The organism is Prevotella nigrescens (genome assembly GCF_031191185.1).
Taxonomy (GTDB): Bacteria; Bacteroidota; Bacteroidia; order Bacteroidales; family Bacteroidaceae; genus Prevotella; species Prevotella nigrescens.
Map to the genome: position 1 here is coordinate 131,405 of NZ_CP133465.1, position 19,579 is coordinate 150,983.

Annotated in this window: 14 protein-coding genes and 2 pseudogenes; 12 read left to right on the plus strand and 4 right to left on the minus strand. The window is 36.5% G+C overall.

Annotation, left to right across the window (positions count from 1 at the left end):
* Position 1 precedes the first annotated feature (1 nt).
* From RDV52_RS02640 to RDV52_RS02665, 6 genes are all read left to right on the plus strand, one after another.
* The gene (locus tag RDV52_RS02640; RefSeq protein ID WP_004367273.1) at positions 2-1,024 is read left to right on the plus strand and encodes an acyltransferase family protein; all 1,023 of its coding nucleotides are present in this window, start codon (positions 2-4) and stop codon (positions 1,022-1,024) included.
* 4 nt (positions 1,025-1,028) lie between these two features.
* Entirely contained in the window at positions 1,029-1,907 is an 879-nt protein-coding gene (locus RDV52_RS02645) for a decaprenyl-phosphate phosphoribosyltransferase (RefSeq protein ID WP_004367271.1), read from the plus strand.
* Position 1,908: 1 nt separating this feature from the next.
* Positions 1,909-2,871, plus strand: coding sequence for an HAD-IB family phosphatase (locus RDV52_RS02650; RefSeq protein ID WP_004367269.1), 963 nt, complete (start codon positions 1,909-1,911; stop codon positions 2,869-2,871).
* A gap of 86 nt (positions 2,872-2,957) precedes the next feature.
* Positions 2,958-4,307, plus strand: coding sequence for a DUF6080 domain-containing protein (locus tag RDV52_RS02655; RefSeq protein WP_004367268.1), 1,350 nt, complete (start codon positions 2,958-2,960; stop codon positions 4,305-4,307).
* Positions 4,304-5,740 (plus strand): DUF6080 domain-containing protein, encoded by a 1,437-nt coding sequence (locus tag RDV52_RS02660; RefSeq protein WP_004367267.1) that lies wholly within the window; start codon positions 4,304-4,306, stop codon positions 5,738-5,740. Before RDV52_RS02655 ends, RDV52_RS02660 begins: the two co-directional genes overlap by 4 nt.
* A 12-nt stretch (positions 5,741-5,752) precedes the next feature.
* On the plus strand, positions 5,753-6,712 hold the full coding sequence (locus RDV52_RS02665; protein WP_004367265.1) for a glycosyltransferase: 960 nt from the start codon (positions 5,753-5,755) through the stop codon (positions 6,710-6,712).
* A gap of 888 nt (positions 6,713-7,600) precedes the next feature.
* Here RDV52_RS02665 and RDV52_RS11190 read toward each other — a convergent pair.
* A pseudogene (locus RDV52_RS11190) lies at positions 7,601-7,918 on the minus strand (IS1380 family transposase); the annotation flags it as partial.
* Positions 7,919-8,320: 402 nt separating this feature from the next.
* On the opposite strand from RDV52_RS11190, the gene RDV52_RS02675 reads away from it, so the two are divergent.
* Both RDV52_RS02675 and RDV52_RS02680 read left to right on the plus strand, forming a co-directional pair.
* The gene (locus RDV52_RS02675; RefSeq protein WP_004367260.1) at positions 8,321-8,629 is read left to right on the plus strand and encodes a hypothetical protein; all 309 of its coding nucleotides are present in this window, start codon (positions 8,321-8,323) and stop codon (positions 8,627-8,629) included.
* A 108-nt stretch (positions 8,630-8,737) separates the two neighbouring features.
* Positions 8,738-9,154, plus strand: coding sequence for a hypothetical protein (locus tag RDV52_RS02680; protein ID WP_004367258.1), 417 nt, complete (start codon positions 8,738-8,740; stop codon positions 9,152-9,154).
* A 324-nt stretch (positions 9,155-9,478) separates the two neighbouring features.
* On the opposite strand, the pseudogene RDV52_RS11235 reads toward RDV52_RS02680, so the two are convergent.
* Positions 9,479-9,670, minus strand: a pseudogene (locus RDV52_RS11235) (hypothetical protein); the annotation flags it as partial.
* Between the two features lie 132 nt (positions 9,671-9,802).
* On the opposite strand from RDV52_RS11235, the gene RDV52_RS02690 reads away from it, so the two are divergent.
* Both RDV52_RS02690 and RDV52_RS02695 read left to right on the plus strand, forming a co-directional pair.
* Entirely contained in the window at positions 9,803-10,417 is a 615-nt protein-coding gene (locus RDV52_RS02690; protein WP_004345460.1) for a hypothetical protein, read from the plus strand.
* Positions 10,418-12,019: 1,602 nt separating this feature from the next.
* On the plus strand, positions 12,020-14,905 hold the full coding sequence (locus tag RDV52_RS02695; protein WP_115098589.1) for an outer membrane beta-barrel protein: 2,886 nt from the start codon (positions 12,020-12,022) through the stop codon (positions 14,903-14,905).
* A 637-nt stretch (positions 14,906-15,542) separates the two neighbouring features.
* On the opposite strand, the gene RDV52_RS02700 is transcribed toward RDV52_RS02695, so the two are convergent.
* The gene (locus RDV52_RS02700) at positions 15,543-16,328 is read right to left on the minus strand and encodes a TIGR02757 family protein (protein WP_004367248.1); all 786 of its coding nucleotides are present in this window, start codon (positions 16,326-16,328) and stop codon (positions 15,543-15,545) included.
* Between the two features lie 10 nt (positions 16,329-16,338).
* Complete coding sequence (gene bcp, locus RDV52_RS02705) at positions 16,339-16,800, minus strand: thioredoxin-dependent thiol peroxidase (protein ID WP_004367246.1); 462 nt, start codon at positions 16,798-16,800, stop codon at positions 16,339-16,341.
* A gap of 343 nt (positions 16,801-17,143) precedes the next feature.
* On the opposite strand from bcp, the gene RDV52_RS02710 reads away from it, so the two are divergent.
* The gene (locus RDV52_RS02710) at positions 17,144-18,460 is read left to right on the plus strand and encodes an anaerobic C4-dicarboxylate transporter family protein (RefSeq protein ID WP_004367243.1); all 1,317 of its coding nucleotides are present in this window, start codon (positions 17,144-17,146) and stop codon (positions 18,458-18,460) included.
* Positions 18,461-18,519: 59 nt separating this feature from the next.
* Positions 18,520-19,575, plus strand: a complete 1,056-nt coding sequence (ansB, locus tag RDV52_RS02715; protein WP_004363738.1) for an L-asparaginase 2 — start codon at positions 18,520-18,522, stop codon at positions 19,573-19,575.
* The last annotated feature ends 4 nt before the right edge of the window (positions 19,576-19,579 follow it).

Consider the following 19,579-nt stretch of genomic DNA (forward strand, 5'->3'; position numbering starts at 1 on the left):
TATGAGAAGAAAAGGATTAGAACTTGCAGATATTAGCCGGTTCCGTGGAGAACTGATGGGCTTGGCAATATTGTTTGTCATGCTTTTCCATGTAAGCGTACCTCGTACAGATATGTTCTTCGGACTTCATCGTATCGGAAATATAGGTGTCGATATGTTTTTCTTTCTCAGTGGTGTAGGACTTTGGCATTCCTGGACGAAAAGTTCCGATACAATGCGGTTCTATCAAAAGCGACTTTTACGAATTTATCCTGCATGGCTAATTGTAGCATCGCTGTATTACATTCCTGATTTCTTTTCTATTCCATGGTTGCAACATCATGGGAACAGTACGGATATAATCGATTTAATCGGTGATATTACGATAAATTGGGACTTTTGGATACACGATGAATTAACGTTCTGGTATATCCCCGCAACTATGATGTTGTATTTGGTTACACCTGCTTACTTGACACTTATTGTGAAACACCCCATATACCGATGGATTCCTGCCGTCATGATGGTTTGGTGTGTGGTTGTTCAATATGTTTTGCCCATCTATAATGTTGTAGGACACCTTGAAATATTCTGGAGCCGTGTACCTATTTACTTTATTGGACTTAATTTTGGTGCTGCCGTAAAAGAAAAACGAGTTCTGGAAAGTAGTTCCATTTGGCTTGTTCTCTTAGTTTTTTTAGGAACATTTGCTACTTGTGTTTATTTGGAACAAGTACGACATGGACGTTTTCCCTTGTTTTTGGAACGTCTGATATATATACCGCTCACAATAACAGGAGTATTCCTGCTTTGCAAAACATTAGGTTGGTTGTCGAATAAACGTCTGAACAAGGTTCTTATATTTGTGGGAAGCATAAGTTTAGAAATCTATTTACTGCACAACCACTTTATACTTATCTATATAGAACAACTTAGATGGCATTATTGGTCAAAGTTTTTTGCAACACTTGTTATAGTGCTGCCCTTTGCGTGGCTTCTACATAAAGGTGTAGAAAAACTAACAATGATAATAAAAAAGAATTAAGACTATGAAGGAGATTATCAGATTAGTACGCCCACATCAGTGGATAAAGAACCTTGTAGTGTTGTTTCCTGTCTTCTTTGGTAGGGCTTTGGGTAATATAGAATCGCTTTACGAAGGTTGTATAACGATGATGGCATTTTCTTTTATAGCTTCTTCCATATACTGTTTGAACGATATTGTTGATGTAAATGATGACCGTCGGCACCCGCAAAAGTGCAATCGTCCTTTAGCTTCTGGCAGAATAAGCATTACACAAGGTTATTGTATTATGGCAGTAATGGTGATTTTATCGATTGTTTCGCTTATTTTCTTGCCTGCCCACCGTATTGAAACGGGTGGCGTTATTGTTTTTTATTGGGCTTTAAACGTTGCTTATTGTTTATTTCTAAAGCAACATGCCATTATAGACGTTTGTGTTGTTGCGTTTGGTTTCGTATTACGTATTCTCGCAGGAGGTATCGCAACCGATATTCGATTGAGTAAATGGATAGTTTTAATGACTTTCCTTTTGATGCTATTTCTTTCGTTTGCCAAGCGTCGCGACGATGTTTTACGTATGAACGAAACTGGCGAAGCACCGCGGAAAAATACTATTCGTTATAATCTGACCTTCATAAATCAAGCCATTACCATAACTGCAAGTGTTACATTGGTATGTTACATTATGTACACAGTAAGCCCTGAAACAATCGCAAATTTCCATACAGACAATCTCTATCTAACAAGTGTTTTCGTCCTTCTGGGTTTGTTACGGTATATTCAGCTTACAGTAGTAGACAAAAAGAGCGGTGATCCGACAAAAGTCCTTATTCACGACCGTTTCATTCAATTTATTGTATTGGGCTTTGGACTAACATTTCTTGTTATAATATATTTCTTATAGTATGAAAGTATATGCCTTCGATTTTGATGGAACATTGACGAAAAAGGATACTTTTGTCGAATTCATCGAATATTCTAAAGGATATGGGAAAACTTTTTGGGGACTTATGTTGTTTTCTCCTATCCTTGTGTTAATGAAATTACGTCTATATCCTAACTGGAAAGCCAAACAGCGTATATTCTCATGGTTCTTTAAAGGAATGGAAATAGACGAATTTAATAAACTTTGCCAAAATTTCGCAACAGCAAAACAAGACATAATCCGCCAAAGTGGATTAGAAACGATTCGTAAAGCACTTAGCCAAGAAGATAGTGTGATTGTTATTACGGCAAGTATAGAAAACTGGGTGAGACCTTTCTTTCAAGAATTTGGAGATAAGATACGAATCGAAGGCACACAGATAGATGTCAGATTAGGCATTATAACAGGCAGCTTTTTAACAAAGAATTGCTATGGACAAGAGAAAATAAAGCGATTAAAAAGAGCATTTCCATATAGAAAAGCCTACAAACTAATTGCCTTTGGTGACAGTAAGGGCGATAGTTATTTACTAAAAGAGGCAGACGAAAGCTACTATAAGCCTTTCCGGACGAAACGGAGGATAAACTTCGATGAAATCGTTCGTTTTTGTGTTGTAGGTGTTTTAGCTACCGCACTTCAATATGGAATATATCTTTTATTAATTAAATGGATCGACCCACGAATTTCTAATACCATTGGCTATTTGTTAAGCTTTATGTTTAACTATATAGCATCGACGAAATTTACTTTTAAAGTTAAATCAACAGCAAAGCGTGGAGCAGGCTTTGCTGTCGCACATCTTGTCAATTATGGATTACAAACTATACTTTTAACTTTCTTTCTTTGGTTCGGATTGCCTAAGACAATTGCCATGATTCCTGTTTTCGGTATATGTGTTCCTATAAATTTCCTATTAGTGCGTTTATTCTTAAAACGACAATAGGATAAGTTTATGGGTAAGACTTACCTACGAACACTTGTGAGGTATATTATAAATGTGTATCTTTGCAACTCTTAATCAAGAAGTAAATGTCTGTATCAGGTGTTTTTGCAATAAAAAAAGAAGAGCGTTTATTAGCATTTTCTATGCTTTTAGTCTTCTTGGCATTTAATGCACTGCTCATAAGTAGCCATTTTGGAGTCTATACAATGGGAGCGCATGGAGGTTTTTGGTCGCTGTTCACCAAAAATTTCCGTATGTCTGGTTACGATAATTGGTCATGGATTACCATTTCTTGTATGCGAGTCCACTTTGAAACCATACGGCATCCACTATTTTTAACACTGCTTTATCCTTTGTATTGGCTCGACCATTGGCTTATAAATGCTGTGGGGATTAATTTTGCAGTATTCTTTATGGCTGTTATCGTTGTTTTTTCAGCATTCTATAGTGTTATTTTCACTTACCGGATTTTGTGTGAGGTATTAGATTTGAAGCGAAAAGACGCAACTTTACTCACGCTTTTCTTTTTCTCTTTCGGTCATATTCTTGTTCCAGCAATGGTCCCCGACCATTTTATAATATCCTTAATGTTGCTTACACTTACACTTTATATTGCAGGAATGCGGCAAAAGCAAGGAAAGTTAATAAAAGCGTGGGAATCTTTCCTTCTAATGTTCTTTACGGCAGGAATAGCTGCTTCGAATGCAGGAAAAACAATCTTGGCTGGTATTTTTACAAACGGTAAAAAGCTCTTTAGTTTTAAATATCTTGTAGTGGGTATTCTGCTCCCTTTAGCTTTACTGTTTGGAATACAACAAATACAATACTATCAAGTAGAAGTTCCGCAAGAAGAAGTAACCAATAAAATTGTAAAAAACAATAAAAAGAAACAACCTGGAAAATTTGAGGCTCATACAAAAGAACGCAATGCATGGTTGCAAGCACATACGGGACGCGCAGCGAGCAGTGAAGGGATAGGAAAGCTGATGGATATTTCTACTTCTCGAACTCAAACATTAATCGAAAATTTCTTTGGCGAGCCCATTCAGCTACACCAAAAATATCTTCTAAAAGATGTATCTTGGGATCGCCCCATATTTGTAAAGTATAGTTGGATAGCCAATTATGTCGTTGAAGCATTAATAGTATTGCTTTTCATTATCGGAATTTTAGCAGGTTGGCGTTACAAGTTTATGAAAATGCTTCTGTTATGGTTTGCCTGCGACTTTACGTTGCACATTATTATGGGCTTTGCCATCAATGAAGTATATATTATGACAGCAGGCTGGGCTTTCATAATTCCTATTTCCATCGGATATTTGCTGCGTATTCTTTCTCATCAGTCTCGACTTATTTTGCGCATTATATTGCTGGCATTAACAAGTTGGTTATGGATTTATAACGGCGGACAAATCATTTGTTATCTCATTCAATGAAAGCTATTGTAGGTTTCCTTAGTATTAAGAGAGAAGAACACCTACCAGTGGGCTTATTCTTTGTGTGGCAACTATTGTTACAAACTCTTGCCATTACAAAATATGTACCATTATTTACGAATCCATCGAGCAATTACTATAAATTGTTTGTAGACAACTACCATCTCTCTGGTTTCGATCCTTTAACCTATTTGGTAGTTTCCGATTGGTCGTTAGCATTCGATGTAAACCGACACCCACTGTTGGCACTCTTTTATTATCCTTTTGCGTTGTTAAACGAATTGCTCATTTATATTACGGGAACAAACTTTGCCATTTATATAGTTGCATGTGTTTTGCTATTCTTCTCTACCTGTGGTTTTGTTCTTATGTTGCGTATTTTGCGCCAAATCATCGGTATATCTTCTTTCGATTCAGCGCTTCTTGCATTCTTTCTCTATTCTTTTGCTCACGTTTTACTTTCAAGTATAGCTCCCGACCATTTCATTTTGTCGATGTTTATGCTTTTGCTCACGTTGTATATTGCAGGAAAATGTATGAAAGAACAGAAAGAAATGGGCATTTGGCAAACTGTTCTATTGTTTTTGCTTACTGCAGGCATATCTCTGAATAATGGCTTAAAAATATTTCTTGCCAATCTTTTTACACGAGGCAAACGATTTTTCACTATAAAGAACCTTCTTTTAGCAATTATTCTACCCTCTGCAGCCATCTTTACAATTGGAGAATGGCAACACGAACAGTTTATTGCCGATAAAGTAACAGCATTAAAAATTAAAAAGCGTAATGCCATTAAGGCAGAACGCAAGGCTATGTTTGCTGCATTTAAAGATACTACCCACATTAAAGATAGTGTAAAACAAGAGAAAGTTTTCCAAAATATGTGGAGAGAACATCGCAGAAATGTGTTGAGAGCAGAAGATAAACAACCACAAAAAGCACATTCGGGCAAACCAGTAAGTAAGCTACGTTTTCTGAATTGGACAGATATTTCTACTTCTCGTACAGAAACGATTGTGGAAAATTTATTTGGCGAATCCATACAGCTACATCAAACGCATAAATTAGAAGATATAATGAAGACACGTCCTGTTATTGTTTCCTATAATTGGGCAGTCAATTATATTGTAGAAGCTATAATTTTTCTCCTTTTCATCGTAGGAATTTGGTGTGGACAGCATTCTAAATTTTTGTGGCTCTTCCTTTCTTTTGCTGCATTAGATATGGTATTGCACATTGGTTTAGGCTTTGGCATAAACGAAGTTTATATAATGGCTGCTCATTGGATTTATGTTATACCTCTGTCTATTGCTTTTCTTGTGCACAAAAGCTATGGAAAAAGACTGTTCGGAGTGCGTACTTTGCTTGTCCTGCTTACACTGTATCTCGTTGTCTACAACGGTTCATTGCTCATCAAGTATTTGTATTTTTAAATATTAGTAGTTATGAAAGCAAGTGTCTCTATCGTTTTATGTACTTACAATGGGGCAAAATACCTCAGCGAACAGTTAGATTCTATTCTCGCACAGACATATCCGCCGCACGAAATAATAATACAAGACGATAATTCTACCGATGAAACCGTTGATATTATTCACGAGTATGCTCGTAAATATAGTTTTATGAAGTTTTTCAAAAACAATTCTGAGCATGGTGTAAATGGTAATTTTATTTCTGCTATGCAACGAGCCACAGGCGATTATATAGCAATTTCCGACCAAGATGATATTTGGGAAACAGACAAAATAGAAAATCAGATGAATAGTATTGGTAAAAACTTACTTTGTTCTGGTTTTTCGCGTCCTTTTTCCACCGATGGCTCGTTTGCCTATTTCGACCATCGAAAACGTAATGTAAGCGTAGTCCGAATGTGTTTCTTGGGGCTCCCCGGACATACATTGTTGTTCCGCCGTGAACTTGTAAATATGTTGCCGACATTGGAACATTCAATTTACAAATATTCTATGTACGATGCTGCACTTTCAATAACGGCAGCTGCACATAAAAGCATCGTATTCATCGACAAAATACTGGTTAATTTCCGCCGACATTCTGCAGCGACTACCTATAACGATTATAAAAAAAGTTTGCCATCGTGGCAAAATGCTTTATACATGTTGCGGTGGGGAATAAAGCATTACAAGGAAACAAGAAAGCGCATACGTCCTATTTTTGCAGCAAAACTGTTGCTTTTAAATTATGTAAATGCTAATAACGACGAGGCAAATGCTGCAAAAACGATACTCGAATTAGAATTGCAAAACGGCATTTTACCTTTTTTAAAATTGCAATATTGCTGTATGAAGAATTATAAGCACCTATTTCATACCGAAGGAAAAGGATTTTTACGATTCATTCGTGCAGCTCTTTATCCCATTATGCAGCTACAAATGTATGCACAATAGTTACTTTGTTATTCAACCTATCCTAAAAATTATGTAAACAAATTTTGTTTTAAATAAATTCTAAAAAATAATAAGTAGAAATATGCTGGTACAAATCTTTGGTTTCGCCATTCTATCTTTTATACTTGTGGTAATGTATGGCATTAAGTTTAAGCCTAAAAGTGAAGTACTTCCTATGTTAAGCGTACTTGTTTGTATGCTTTTAAGTAAAATACTGCGTCAATTGTTCAATTTAAATACCATAGAAGTAACACTGCTTTCTATTTTCTATTTATTCTTGTTAGCGTTACTCCTCAAGATTTTTGTATCAAATAAATAGTCTATATTTAAAATAATATATGGTAGATTTCAACGAAATTATGCCTTTCTAAATTTTATATGAAAAATTATTTCTTTGTAATATAAAAACGATGCATTTATAATATAAAAAAAATATTTTCTTATTATATTTTTTATGTATAAGTTAGAGTTTTTTTCTTAGCTAAAATAAGTTATAATTTCAGTGAAAGCTTTTCTCACGTCATACGTCCTAGTAAAATAAAGATAAAAGTAAGGGGTACCTATTGCGAAACCTACGAAATAAAATACTGCCCCACGCCAATCTTTCTCCTTAATATTCTTGTACATTTTAAATAATATTCCTAAATCACAGTAAACGACAAAGATAGCTGCTAGTATATGTAATACACTTAATATAACTCCTAACATATAATTTCTTTCCTTAATTCCGCAGTATTATTCCTTGTGAGGTACTTTTATATATTGAAGTGACATTTTTGGGATTTATCCATTGATATGGGGATTTTCTGGGGTTCTTGGTTCTTGCATAATCATGAAATCCCCCACCCAAACCAATGGGGAAGTATGATAACCACAAAGAAATACTGTTTATTCAATGAAGACCTCAGAGTAGTATGCTTTATTTGTATATAGGTTCAGAACGTTCTGCCTTCCAGTGCGCACCCATTTTGCTGGCACGCTGACAAAATGCAGGATAAAGGCTTTCAGCCTGCTTGTCTTTTTCAATGGCTTGACCTTATCGCTGATATGACGGACGAGATAGAGATAGAAGTTCTTCAGCATGGCGGTAACCATCATGAAAACCATGTTCTCAGCCATAAAGGAAAAGGGCAGATGCGACCATCCGAAGTCATTGTTCTGTATGTCGAAGTTCTTTTCGCTTGCTCCACGCTCATTATAAATACTTCCATAACAGAATGCTTTGCCGCTACTTCCACGTTTACCCAATACAGATTCGGTAAGTTTTTCAAAGCCCAACTTTGAGAAAACGTCCATAATGTGATAAAATCCACCGAAAGAAGTGATATTCACGTTTTTAATTGCTACCTTTGCCATGTCAGTTTTTTGCTTACTTGTTATGTTTGCAGCACTAAGATAGGTGAAATTTCAGACATATTCAAGTGTTTTGAAAATTTTGTTTCTCAGGCACTTGGGATTCTCACAAGAATTTATGCTGCAGAATTAAGGTATTATAAGATGCGAACACGAACTTACTTTTTTAAGCCAGTACAATAATGAAATATTTTTTTATATTCGTGTTAGTATTATTCTCTTGTTCAGATCCAAGGGGAAAAATTACCCTATAATTTGAGCGCACAAGTAGTTTATGAATATCCTGCGCATTTTGAGATAATAGATTCGCAAGGATTTCCTGTACTTGGGCCAGGCTTTAGATATACAAGGTCTTCCAGTTTTATAATTGCAACAACTATTGCCTATGGTTACAATAAAAGCGGTATAATAGTGCAGGTTACAGATAAACAAAAAAGAGTCCATTATTTAAAGACAGAGGTGAAAAAAATAAATAATGATTATAATATAACTTTTATAGAAATAAGTAACAAAGCTTTTAATAAAGAAAAAAAGAAATATAAATGGAAGATGGTTAGTATATAGTTATTATGGCTTATTTCTGACATGTCCAAGTGTTTTGAGAACTTTGTTTCTCAGGCACTTGGAGTTCTTACAAGAATTTATGCTGCGGAATTAAGGTAAAAAATAGATATGAAAAGATTTGGCTTACTATTGATTGGCGTAATGCTTGTTATTACAACTAACTGTAATAATCAGCAGTTAAATAACACATATTCATCGAATAACTTATCATTTATAAAGAATGATAAACTTCATTATAATATCTTCTTAGTCGCATGTGACACCTGTGTTCCTATTATAAATAAGGGCTATAGAGTGCGTGTTAAGCTGACAGATAAACAGAAAAGTATCGTTAAGAAAATAAAAAAGGAAATGTGGAGGCACTTATTATCTGATAAGAAGACCGATTTTGCAGCAAATCTGATCCTCTATGATATTTATGATAAAGATGCTATTCTACTCTTTGTATTAGGTAACAATATAAGAGATTGGAGGAAAAATCTAAAACGGGATGATACATTGTTTTGGTTGAAGAAATTAAAATGAATTCGTATTGGTCATCAAATATAAAGCGTTATGAGGAATATTATATTCATTTTATCGATGCTTCTCATAAGGGCGGGACACTCCTAAAGCAGATACGAGCAATGGTAAGCTTTGGACAAAGAAAGTGAATTAATAAAAATACTTATCAATGGGGTATAGCATATATTGCTCCATTGATAAGTTAAAGTTTTGATTTCCTCTATTACCTCAATTCCGCAGCATTATTCCTTGTGAGGTACTTTTATATATTGAAGTGACATTTTTGGGATTCATCCATTGATATGGGAATTTTCTGGGGTTCTTGGTTCTTGCATAAGCATAAAATCCCCAAACCAATGGGGAAGTATGATAACCACAAAAAATACTTCCATAACAGAATGCTTTGCCGCTACTTCCACATTTACCCAATACAGATTCAGTAAGTTTTTCAAAGCCCAACTTTGAGAAAACGTCCATAATGTGATAAATTCCACCGAAAGAAGTGATCTTCTCGTTTTTAATTGCTACCTTTGCCATGTCAGTTTTTTGCTTACTTGTTATGTTTGCAGCACCAAGATAGGTGAAATTTCTGACATATCCAAGTGTTTTGAGAACTTTGTTTCTCAGACACTTGGAGTTCTCACAAGAATTTATACTGCGGAATTAAGGATGAAAGTGTTTTTACTTCTTTTATTATTATATTTTCCTCTTAACAGTAAAGTAGCGGAAGATCATCAGGTGGATGTTACCTTATCGTATGAATCTGGGTATATTTCCAAGAGTCTATATATAAATGGAAAGAAAGAAGCTGTCTATAAAAGCAAGAAAAAGAAACCTATAAGGCTCTCAAAAGTCGAGAAAGATATGCAAAATATCTTTTTCGAACAATTAAAATACTTGGAATCGTGGGGGGTGATTATAAAATATCCAGAGGTTATTTTCGAAGACCTTTGTATTATCTCTGATATATTATCCAATTATGATAAGTCGGAAATTCAATCTTTTATTCAAACAAAAGGCGATTGTAAAACAATTAATATATTAAAAATCAACAAATATTACACATATATTAATGCAAGAGTCGATTATGTTTTAACGCTCACAATAGTTATAGAAAAAGGTTTACTTAAAGAGTTCCGATATGAATACATGCCAGATTTTTCTGACGAGACCGTTATTTACAGATGTCAGTACAAATATGATAATTATGGTAGAATTATATATATAACAACTTTGGGGAAAGAAAAAAATGAGATTAGAATAACATATGCGAGTTTAAGATAATCCTTAATTCCGCAGCATTTTTTTATGTATAAGTTAGAGTTTTTTCTTAGCTAAAATAAGTTATAATTTCAGTGAAAGCTTTTCTCACGTCATACGTCCTAGTAAAATAAAGATAAAAGTAAGGGGTACCTATTGCGAAACCTACGAAATAAAATACTGCCCAACGCCAATCTTTCTCCTTAATATTCTTGTACATTTTATATAATATTCCTAAATCCAAGTAAGCGACAAAAATCGCTAATAGTATAAGGCCTACACTTAAAATAACTCCTAACATATAATTTCTTTTATAATAGTAATATTTTTGGGGGTATTAATAAATTGTTTCATTGCAAAAATAGAGATATTTATTAAAACTACAACACAAATAGCAATATTTTAACTATTCAACGTTCATTACCGCTGAATAGTTACTAGAGTTTTTTCTTAGCTAAAATAAGTTATAATTTCAGTGAAAGCTTTTCTCACGTCAAGATCCCAAAAAAAATAACAATAAAAAAAAGGGGTACCTATTGCTAAGCATACGACATTAAATACTACAGAACGCCAATCTTTCTTCTTAATATTCTTGTACATATAATATAATAGTCTTAAATTCAAGAAAACGACAAAGATAGCTGCTAGTATATGTAATACACTTAATATAACTCCTAACATATAATTTCTTTTATAATAGTAATAATTTTTTGGTATTAATAAATTGTTTCATTGCAAAAATAGAGATATTTATTAAAGCTACAACACAAATAGTGATATTTTAACTATTTTTAGTTTTAGGTGGATATAACGTAACTATTCAACGTTCATTACCGCTGAATAGTTACTAGAGTTTTTTCCTTAGCTAAAATAAGTTATAATTTCTGCGAAAGATTTTCTCAGGTCAAACGTCACAAAAAAATGATGATAAAAAATAGGGGTACATATTGCTAAACTTACGACATCTAATACTACTGAGCGCCAATCTTTCACCTTAATTTTCTTGTACATATTATATAAATGTCTTAAAATCAAGAAAACGACAAAGATTGCTGATAGTATATGGATTACACTTAATATAACTCCTGACATATAATTTTTTGATATTAATAAATTGTTTCACTGCAAAAATAGACAATTTATTAAAACCGTAACACAAATAGTAGTATTTTAACTATTTTTAGTTTTAGGTGAATATAACGTAACTATTCAGCGATAAGGTGTATAAACTATTTTTGATTATCAACAAGTTACATAAACAGATACATACAAATTCTGGTAAAGAATATCATTTCGAGCCTTTCTACTACAATATTACGTTTATAAGTTCTTGACATTCAACGTTCATTATCGCTGAATAGTTACAATATAACAGCTTAAATTTAATATTTGTTAAAAATCGGGAGGGGTAATACTTTTCTAAGAAATATTTATAAATTTGTATTCGAAGAATGTCAGGAAAAGCATATTATTACGATCTGCCCAAATAATTGGACCAACAATGAAACGAAAGGGGAGTATGTAATTCTTGCCTTTACGAATAAACAACAAGATAAAATTATTTTATCTATCCGTAAGAAAATAACTTCTTCACAAATAATAATAAAAACTAAGAACAATATACCTATGCTTATCAAACCACAACAACTATTATTGCTTCTGCTCTTTATATGCATAGGGGCAAAAGCACAAGAACGAACCATTTTGCTGCAGGGATATGTGAGAGATGCATTTACAAACGGAGGCATAAAAAATGTGTCTGTGATTTTGATGGATGAAGACAGTACCATTATAGATAAACAAACCGTGAAATACATTGATGAGGATAAAACTTATATGGAATCTTATTACAGTTTCAATATTCCTGCCTCTCCTAAAAAGTATATTGTTAAAGCGGAACAATCTGGATACGAATCGGCTTTTTCTAATTATAATGTGAAGTATATTGCAAGAAACCAGTCGTTCCAAGTTCCAACAATATATATGAAACGAAAATCGAAACTACAACAAGTGAACGAATTAGACGAAGTTGTGGTAAAAGCTACTAAAGTAAAGATAGTTTTTAAAGGCGACACAGTTGTTTATAATGCAGACGCTTTTAATTTGCCCAATGGTTCTATGCTCGACGAACTTATCAGGCAAATGCCTTCGGTAACACTTAATTCGGCAGGAGAGATATTCAAAGATGGAAAGAAGGTTGATAATCTTTTGCTGCAAGGAGAAAAATTTATGAAGGGAGAGAAGAACCAAAAGATATTGTTGAGAAATCTCCCGGCTTACACGGTAAAGAATATAAAATTTTATAACCGAACGAATGAGAAGAACCAATATTTAGGTTACAACAACGAGAAGAAAGAGTTTGTAATGGACGTGCAATTAAAAAAAGAATATGCTACAGGCTATATTGTAAATGCCGAGGCTGGTCTTGCTACACACAAACGTTACAATACAAAACTATTCGGACTAAGATATACTCCACTTTCGCGCTTGTCGTTTTTTAGTAGTGCTAATAATATTAACCAAGATTTGCGTCCGGGTTCTGATGGAGAATGGGACGCTTATAAAGCAGGAGACGGAGTTTTAAGTTTCAAGATTGCAGGTTTAGACTGGTTTCTGAAAAATACAGACAAGTCGGTGTCCAACGAATTTTATGTAAAGACACTTTGGCGCGATGGTAATTACGATGCTAAAACTATTACCACGACTTTCTTGCCTACACATAACAATTATGCTGCGTCTACCCTGCATACAAATGGGAAAGAGACTTCGATTACAGCGCAAAACGATTTTATTGTCTCTAAATCGTTCTATCTATATGCATCTACATTCTTTGAATATTGGAAAACATCGGGTACACTGAATTCGAAATTGGCAACTTTCCAAGCTAATCCTTTCAACAGCGTTAAGAATACAGAAGATTTGCTGAATGACGTCTTTAATAAAAACGATTCCACTATAAGGAAACAGCTTGTAAATAGCAACAAACAAGACAGCGACAACCGATTTTATCGTTATGGAATATGGCAGACACTTGAGGTTTCGAAAAAACTTCCATGGGGAGACAATATTAGTTTAGAAGCAGAAGCATCGTACGTAAAGGAACGCAAAAAGAATTTTAATGGTTACCAGCTTCAGTTTATGCAAACAAATACAAATGAAACGGAACACCAATATGTGAATGAGCCTTCGCACCACTATAATATTGCAGCCAAGTTGGCATATAACATTCATCTGCTAAATAATTGGAACTTTAATGCAAGTTACGGTTATCAGCAAAATTATCAATACGACAGTTTTAACAGGTACCGGTTAGATAAGCTTTCGGGGTGGACAAATAGCAGACATCGGCTCACGGATTTGCCTTCTACAAGAGATTCACTATTGTTGGCTATGGACTTAAACAACAGCTACCAAACATGGAATAGATTTCACATGCATAGTGGAACAATGCGGATTTTCTATGATAAAGAAGGTAGAAAAGGTACTACGCGGATAGATTTTTTATTACCATTGGCTTATAAGTATAATTGTATGAATTATCTGCGCAGTGATATTGACACATTGGTTTCTCGGCGCGACTGGCTTTTTACGCCTACAATTTCGTATAGTTTCAGAGGTGCAAATGGAAAAAATTGGCAACTGGCATACAACATGGAAGTTACAACGCCCGATTTGAAACAAACAATAAGAGTAACCGATACATCGAAGCCGTTGTCGGTTTATATGGGGAATGGTGATTTACAGAATACTACGACGCACAGTTTCTCGGCAAGTTATGGCAACATTATACAGAAACTAAAAGGACAGTATTATTTAAGTGCCGACTTTAAATTGTTTCATCAGGCTGTGGGCAATGCAATGTCGTATAACACAACAACAGGAATTTACACTTATCAGCCACGCAATATAAACGGTAATTGGATTGCTGGATTTAATAATGGCTTTTCAGTCCCCTTAGACAAGAGAAGGATATGGACTTTAGAAAACAATATGAGTTTAAAACTCAATAACAATGTAGACTTCGTTACCCTAAACTCCATTCAGAGTTACGGCATAAGCAAAGTGCGTAACTTCTATTTTACCGATGGTATAAAACTCACTGTACAGAAAAATAGTTTGCGCATAGCATTCATAGGAAATATAGATATTCATAACTCGAAAAGTTTGAACAGCTATTTTAAGACTTTCAGTGTTTGCGACTTTTACTACGGCTTGGCTGGCAACTATACGCTTCCTTACGATATACAGTTTGCCACCGACCTGAAAATGTATGGCAGGAGAAAATACAGCGACCAATCTTCCAACAACAACTGTCTTGTCTGGAATGCATCGCTCGTAAAAACATTTATGCACGACAGGCTAAACATCAGCATTACAGGCTACGACATTCTACAGAATATCTCGAACCACACATACATTGTGAATGGACAAGGAAGAGAAGAAACGTTTTACAACAACATTCCAAGCTATGTCATGCTGACTATTGGATACAGAATATCGAAAAAACCTTGAAACTTTAGCAAGTACAGCTTGTTGAAGCGAAAGGCAGAATAATTTTTAATATTTAATTTTACCAATATGAAAGAGCTTTCTAAATTTTTCGCTGCTCCGAGTAGAAAGCTTTTAATGCATAAAGAGCTAAAGCCTATTAATTGGTACCTGATAAAAGCAAAGGCTCGTGTTTGACGACAGGACTGGCATAACTTTTTATCACAAAGAACAAGATGCTTTTCTTATCGCTTGAAAGTATTCGTTGGGAAAGTTTTCTACCGAGCATCACCTTTCAGAACATTGTTCTATGCCAGGAAAAACGCATTATATTTTCCCCCTATTCCTGTTTAGGGAAATGATGAAAAGGGGGAGTGAAAGCAAGGTGGGATTATAATGCGTTTTCCCTATAAGCATTAAGTTATTGTTCCATAAACATATAAATGCCATTTCATCGTTGTGTAAATATCATTATAATGACATCTAACTACTAATTAATGTCCATTTAAACAGAACACATTTGTTCATAATCATAGTTATAACAATCTGAATATTCGTGGAGAAGAAATAATAGTAAGCATCTTTTATAAATCTTAGCTACAATTAGAAGAATAAAGAGTAGATTTCATGGGCACGAAACTCTTTATGAGACCATTGGCAGCTAAAGATTCACACCACAACCAAACAAGGCAAAATCGCCTTTCAAAGGGTCATCGGGGAATATCTTAAGTAAGACATCGGTCAATCGGCGTGCAACCGACATGGTTGTCGATGTAGTATTCAGTAATTCCAAACTATTGGCTTGCTGCAACACATGTGTATCTAAAGGAATTATAAGCGATTGTTTGTCTATCAGGTCGTGCCAGATTCCCAAATCGACGGGGGAGTCGTTGCGCACCAACCAACGCAGAAACATACAGATACGCTTGCACGACGATGAAGTGTTTTTAGGCACAATGCCCACCACTTGCCGTTCGGCAAAGAATGCGCACAGTGCTTCTATGGCAACAATAGCTTCTATTTTATCGGTTGTTTCGCCGTTTTTCTCGCTTGCAAAATGTTTTATATATTCGGCAATGCTGCCATAGCGGTTCAGCATTTCGGCAAGTACAGAGAAAAACGAGTGCATGGTATGGTTGGTATAAAGGCGATAAAAGCAAGCGGAATTGTCGGGAATATCTCGCCGAAAACCTTCTTTGACAATCCACTCGTAGGGATTTCCTTTTGCACAATCGAGCAGGAACTGAATGCGCGGCATAAACACCCTGCGCGAACCGTAGCTTAAACACGCTGCCATGAAAGCCATAACTTCCTTGTTTTGCCTGCCATCTACTTGGTGCATAAACCACGATGGGTCGCCGTCAAGAAAGTTCTCGTTCTCGTATAAAGCAGCAAAAGCTACGAGTTTCTCCTTCGTAGCTTTGCTTATTCGTTGTGCTTGTTTCACAATTATACCTTTATTCCACCCCTAACTTCAAGATTTGTTCGGCGTGTTCCTTCACCTTAATCTGCTTTGGAGTGAAGATCTCTTCTATCACTCCCTCTTCGTTTATAATAAAGGTGGTGCGATAAGTGCCCATATAGGTGCGGCCGCACATCTTCTTTTCGCCATAAACGCCAAACGTTTCGTTCAGTGTCTTGTCTACATCGGCTATCAATGGGAAAGGAAGATTGTATTTCTCGATGAACTTCTTGTGCGATTTCTCGTCCTGAACGCTCACACCTATTACGGCGTAGCCACGCTTCTGCATCAGCTCGTAGTTGTCGCGAAGGCTGCAAGCCTGCGATGTGCAACCGGGCGTAGAATCCTTTGGATAGAAGTAAAGCACAATCTTCTTGCCTTTATAGTCGCTTAGTTTAATCTCTTTTCCGTCTTGGTCGGTTCCCAACAGTTCGGGAGCCTTGTCGCCTATATTCATACTTTAATGTGTTTAAATTGTTTTATTGAGTTACTACTGTTGCAAAGTTAGTCATTATTTTTTGTATTTATTCCATCTCCCCCACATAATAAATATAAAATCGAAAAGTTTGTATTGGACATTCATGGAAAAAGTTACAATTTACAAAAGATTTGTTCTTATACGCCTTGATATCTTTTTGTAACCGACACTACACTTTTTCTAACATTTAAACCGTATTATTCTCAAATACATGACAAAATGTGTTAAAACATAATAATAAACAGAACATTTTTCCAATAAAGGCTCCAATGATAGTGTAAAAATGTTATTTTTGTATTATCATAACACAAAAACAAATAATATGGGGACTTTAGTAATTGCAGAATTACTCGTGGTTTTGGCTATGATATTTATTGGCGCACGAGTGGGAGGAATTGGATTAGGTATTTATGGCATGATTGGCGTGTTTGTCCTTGTCTTTGGTTTCGGACTTAAACCAGGCTCAGCACCAATCGACGTTATGATGATTATTGTTGCCGTAATTACGGCTGCTGCAGCTTTGCAGGCATCTGGTGGCTTGGAGTACTTGGTAGGAATAGCCGCCAAATTCTTGAGAAAGCACCCCGAACAGATTACTTACTTCGGTCCTCTGACCTGCTGGCTGTTCTGCGTCGTTGCAGGAACAGCACACACGTCTTATTCGTTGTTACCTATTATTTCCGAAATAGCACAAGCCAACAAGATACGACCCGAACGCCCGATGAGTCTGAGCGTTATTGCAGCCTCGCTGGGAATAACGGGAAGCCCCGTAAGTGCGGCTACCGCTGCATTAATCAGTCAGGATATTCTCGGCGCAAAAGGCATCGAGCTGGGCACAATCCTGATAGTCTGTATTCCTGCATCGCTCATTGCTATCTTGGTAGCAGCCTTTATTCAGAACCGCGTAGGCAAGGAATTGGAGGACGACCCTGAATACAAGCGCAGAGTGGCAGAGGGTATCATCAACCCTGAAGAAGACAAACGCAACCTTGAAATTGCAGAAGAACAACCTAACCCACACGCAAAATACTCTGTTTGGGCATTCTTTGCAGGCGTTATCTTGGTGGTCATCTTCGGTTTCTTCCCCAAACTGCGCCCTGAAGGCGTTACTATGAGCCAGACAATCGAAATGGTAATGATGTCAATTGCTGCAGTCATACTCCTTGTCGGCAAGGCAAAGGCAAGCGATGCAGTGAATGGAAACATATTCAAAGCAGGTGTGAATGCCGTTGTAGCCATCTTCGGTATTGCGTGGATGGGCAGCACTTTCTATCTCGGCAACCAAGAATACTTGAACAATGCCCTGTCGGGTATGATTTCGACGGCACCTTTCTTGTTCACAGTGGCGTTGTTCATTATGAGCATTATGCTCTTCTCTCAAGCCGCAACCGTAACTACTCTCTACCCTGTGGGCGTAGCCTTGGGCATCAATCCTATGTTTTTGGTGGCAATGTTCCCCGCTTGCAATGGCTATTTCTTCTTGCCAAACTACCCTACCGAGGTGGCGGCACTCGACTTCGACCGCACGGGAACAACGCGCGTGGGCAAGTATGTAATCAATCACAGCTTCCAGCTGCCTGGCTTTGTTACGACCGTCGTTTCTATCGGTGTGGCTGCAATCATCGTGCAGTTCCTTTAAAGAATAATGAAGGTAAAAAGCAAACTAAACATTAACAACTTATTAAAATTCAATTTATTATGAGAAGATTTAAGATTTCAGTTCTATTGGTATTGACACTGTTGGTGTCTTCAGTGGTATTAGCACAGAAACCTAAGATTCGTATTTTGGCAACAGGTGGCACAATCGCAGGTGTTTCTGCATCGGCAACAAGCTCTGCGTATGGCGCAGGACAAGTTGGCGTTCAGACTTTGATAGACGCCGTGCCTCAGATAAAGGACGTTGCAAACGTTTCGGGCGAGCAGATTGTAAACATCGGCAGCCAAGATATGAACGACGCAGTGTGGTTGAAGTTGGCAAAACGTATCAATCAGCTGTTGAACGAAGAGGGTTACGACGGCGTATTGGTTACTCACGGTACCGACACAATGGAAGAAACAGCTTACTTCCTTTCGTTGACGGTTCACTCTGACAAGCCTGTTGTATTGGTGGGTTCTATGCGCCCTTCTACTGCTATCAGTGCAGACGGTCCTGCTAACCTCTACAATGGTATCTGCGCCGTAGCCGACCCATCTTCAAAAGGACAGGGTGTAATGGTTTGTATGAACAACGAACTGTTTGAAGCCAAATCTGTATTGAAGACCCATACCACAGACTGCGCAACTTTCAAAGGCGGTATTTACGGCGAAATGGGTTATGTTTACAATGGCAAACCTGTTTATTTGCACAAGCCAATGGCGAAGCAAGGACTTCAATCAGAGTTCGATGTAAAGAACTTGACCGCACTTCCAAAGGTGGGAATCGTTTACGGCTATGCCAACTGTTCGCCACTTCCGATGCAAGCTTTCGTAGATGCCAAGTACGACGGCATTGTTTTGGCAGGTGTGGGCGACGGCAACTTCTATAAAGATGTGTTCGATGTTGCTCTGAAAGCTGTCGGCAATGGCATCAATGTCGTACGTGCAAGCCGTGTTCCGTTCGGTCCTACCAACCTTAACGGCGAGGTAGACGATGCGAAATACCACTTCATTGCATCTTTGAACCTTAACCCGCAAAAGGCTCGCGTGCTTCTGATGCTTGCCTTGACAAAGACGAAGGATTGGCAGAAGATTCAGCAATACTTCGCTGAATACTAATCGC

What these genes read in the sequence shown, in the direction of transcription:
- RDV52_RS02660 (WP_004367267.1), top strand. Translation starts at nt 4,304, where the DNA reads ATGAAAGCTATTGTAGGTTTCCTTAGTATTAAGAGAGAAGAACACCTA.
- ansB (WP_004363738.1), top strand. Translation starts at nt 18,520, where the DNA reads ATGAGAAGATTTAAGATTTCAGTTCTATTGGTATTGACACTGTTGGTG.
- RDV52_RS02665 (WP_004367265.1), top strand. Translation starts at nt 5,753, where the DNA reads ATGAAAGCAAGTGTCTCTATCGTTTTATGTACTTACAATGGGGCAAAA.
- RDV52_RS02690 (WP_004345460.1), top strand. Translation starts at nt 9,803, where the DNA reads ATGAAAGTGTTTTTACTTCTTTTATTATTATATTTTCCTCTTAACAGT.
- bcp (WP_004367246.1), bottom strand. Translation starts at nt 16,800, where the DNA reads ATGAATATAGGCGACAAGGCTCCCGAACTGTTGGGAACCGACCAAGAC.
- RDV52_RS02650 (WP_004367269.1), top strand. Translation starts at nt 1,909, where the DNA reads ATGAAAGTATATGCCTTCGATTTTGATGGAACATTGACGAAAAAGGAT.
- RDV52_RS02640 (WP_004367273.1), top strand. Translation starts at nt 2, where the DNA reads ATGAGAAGAAAAGGATTAGAACTTGCAGATATTAGCCGGTTCCGTGGA.
- RDV52_RS02710 (WP_004367243.1), top strand. Translation starts at nt 17,144, where the DNA reads ATGGGGACTTTAGTAATTGCAGAATTACTCGTGGTTTTGGCTATGATA.
- RDV52_RS02680 (WP_004367258.1), top strand. Translation starts at nt 8,738, where the DNA reads ATGAAAAGATTTGGCTTACTATTGATTGGCGTAATGCTTGTTATTACA.
- RDV52_RS02645 (WP_004367271.1), top strand. Translation starts at nt 1,029, where the DNA reads ATGAAGGAGATTATCAGATTAGTACGCCCACATCAGTGGATAAAGAAC.
- RDV52_RS02695 (WP_115098589.1), top strand. Translation starts at nt 12,020, where the DNA reads ATGCTTATCAAACCACAACAACTATTATTGCTTCTGCTCTTTATATGC.
- RDV52_RS02655 (WP_004367268.1), top strand. Translation starts at nt 2,958, where the DNA reads ATGTCTGTATCAGGTGTTTTTGCAATAAAAAAAGAAGAGCGTTTATTA.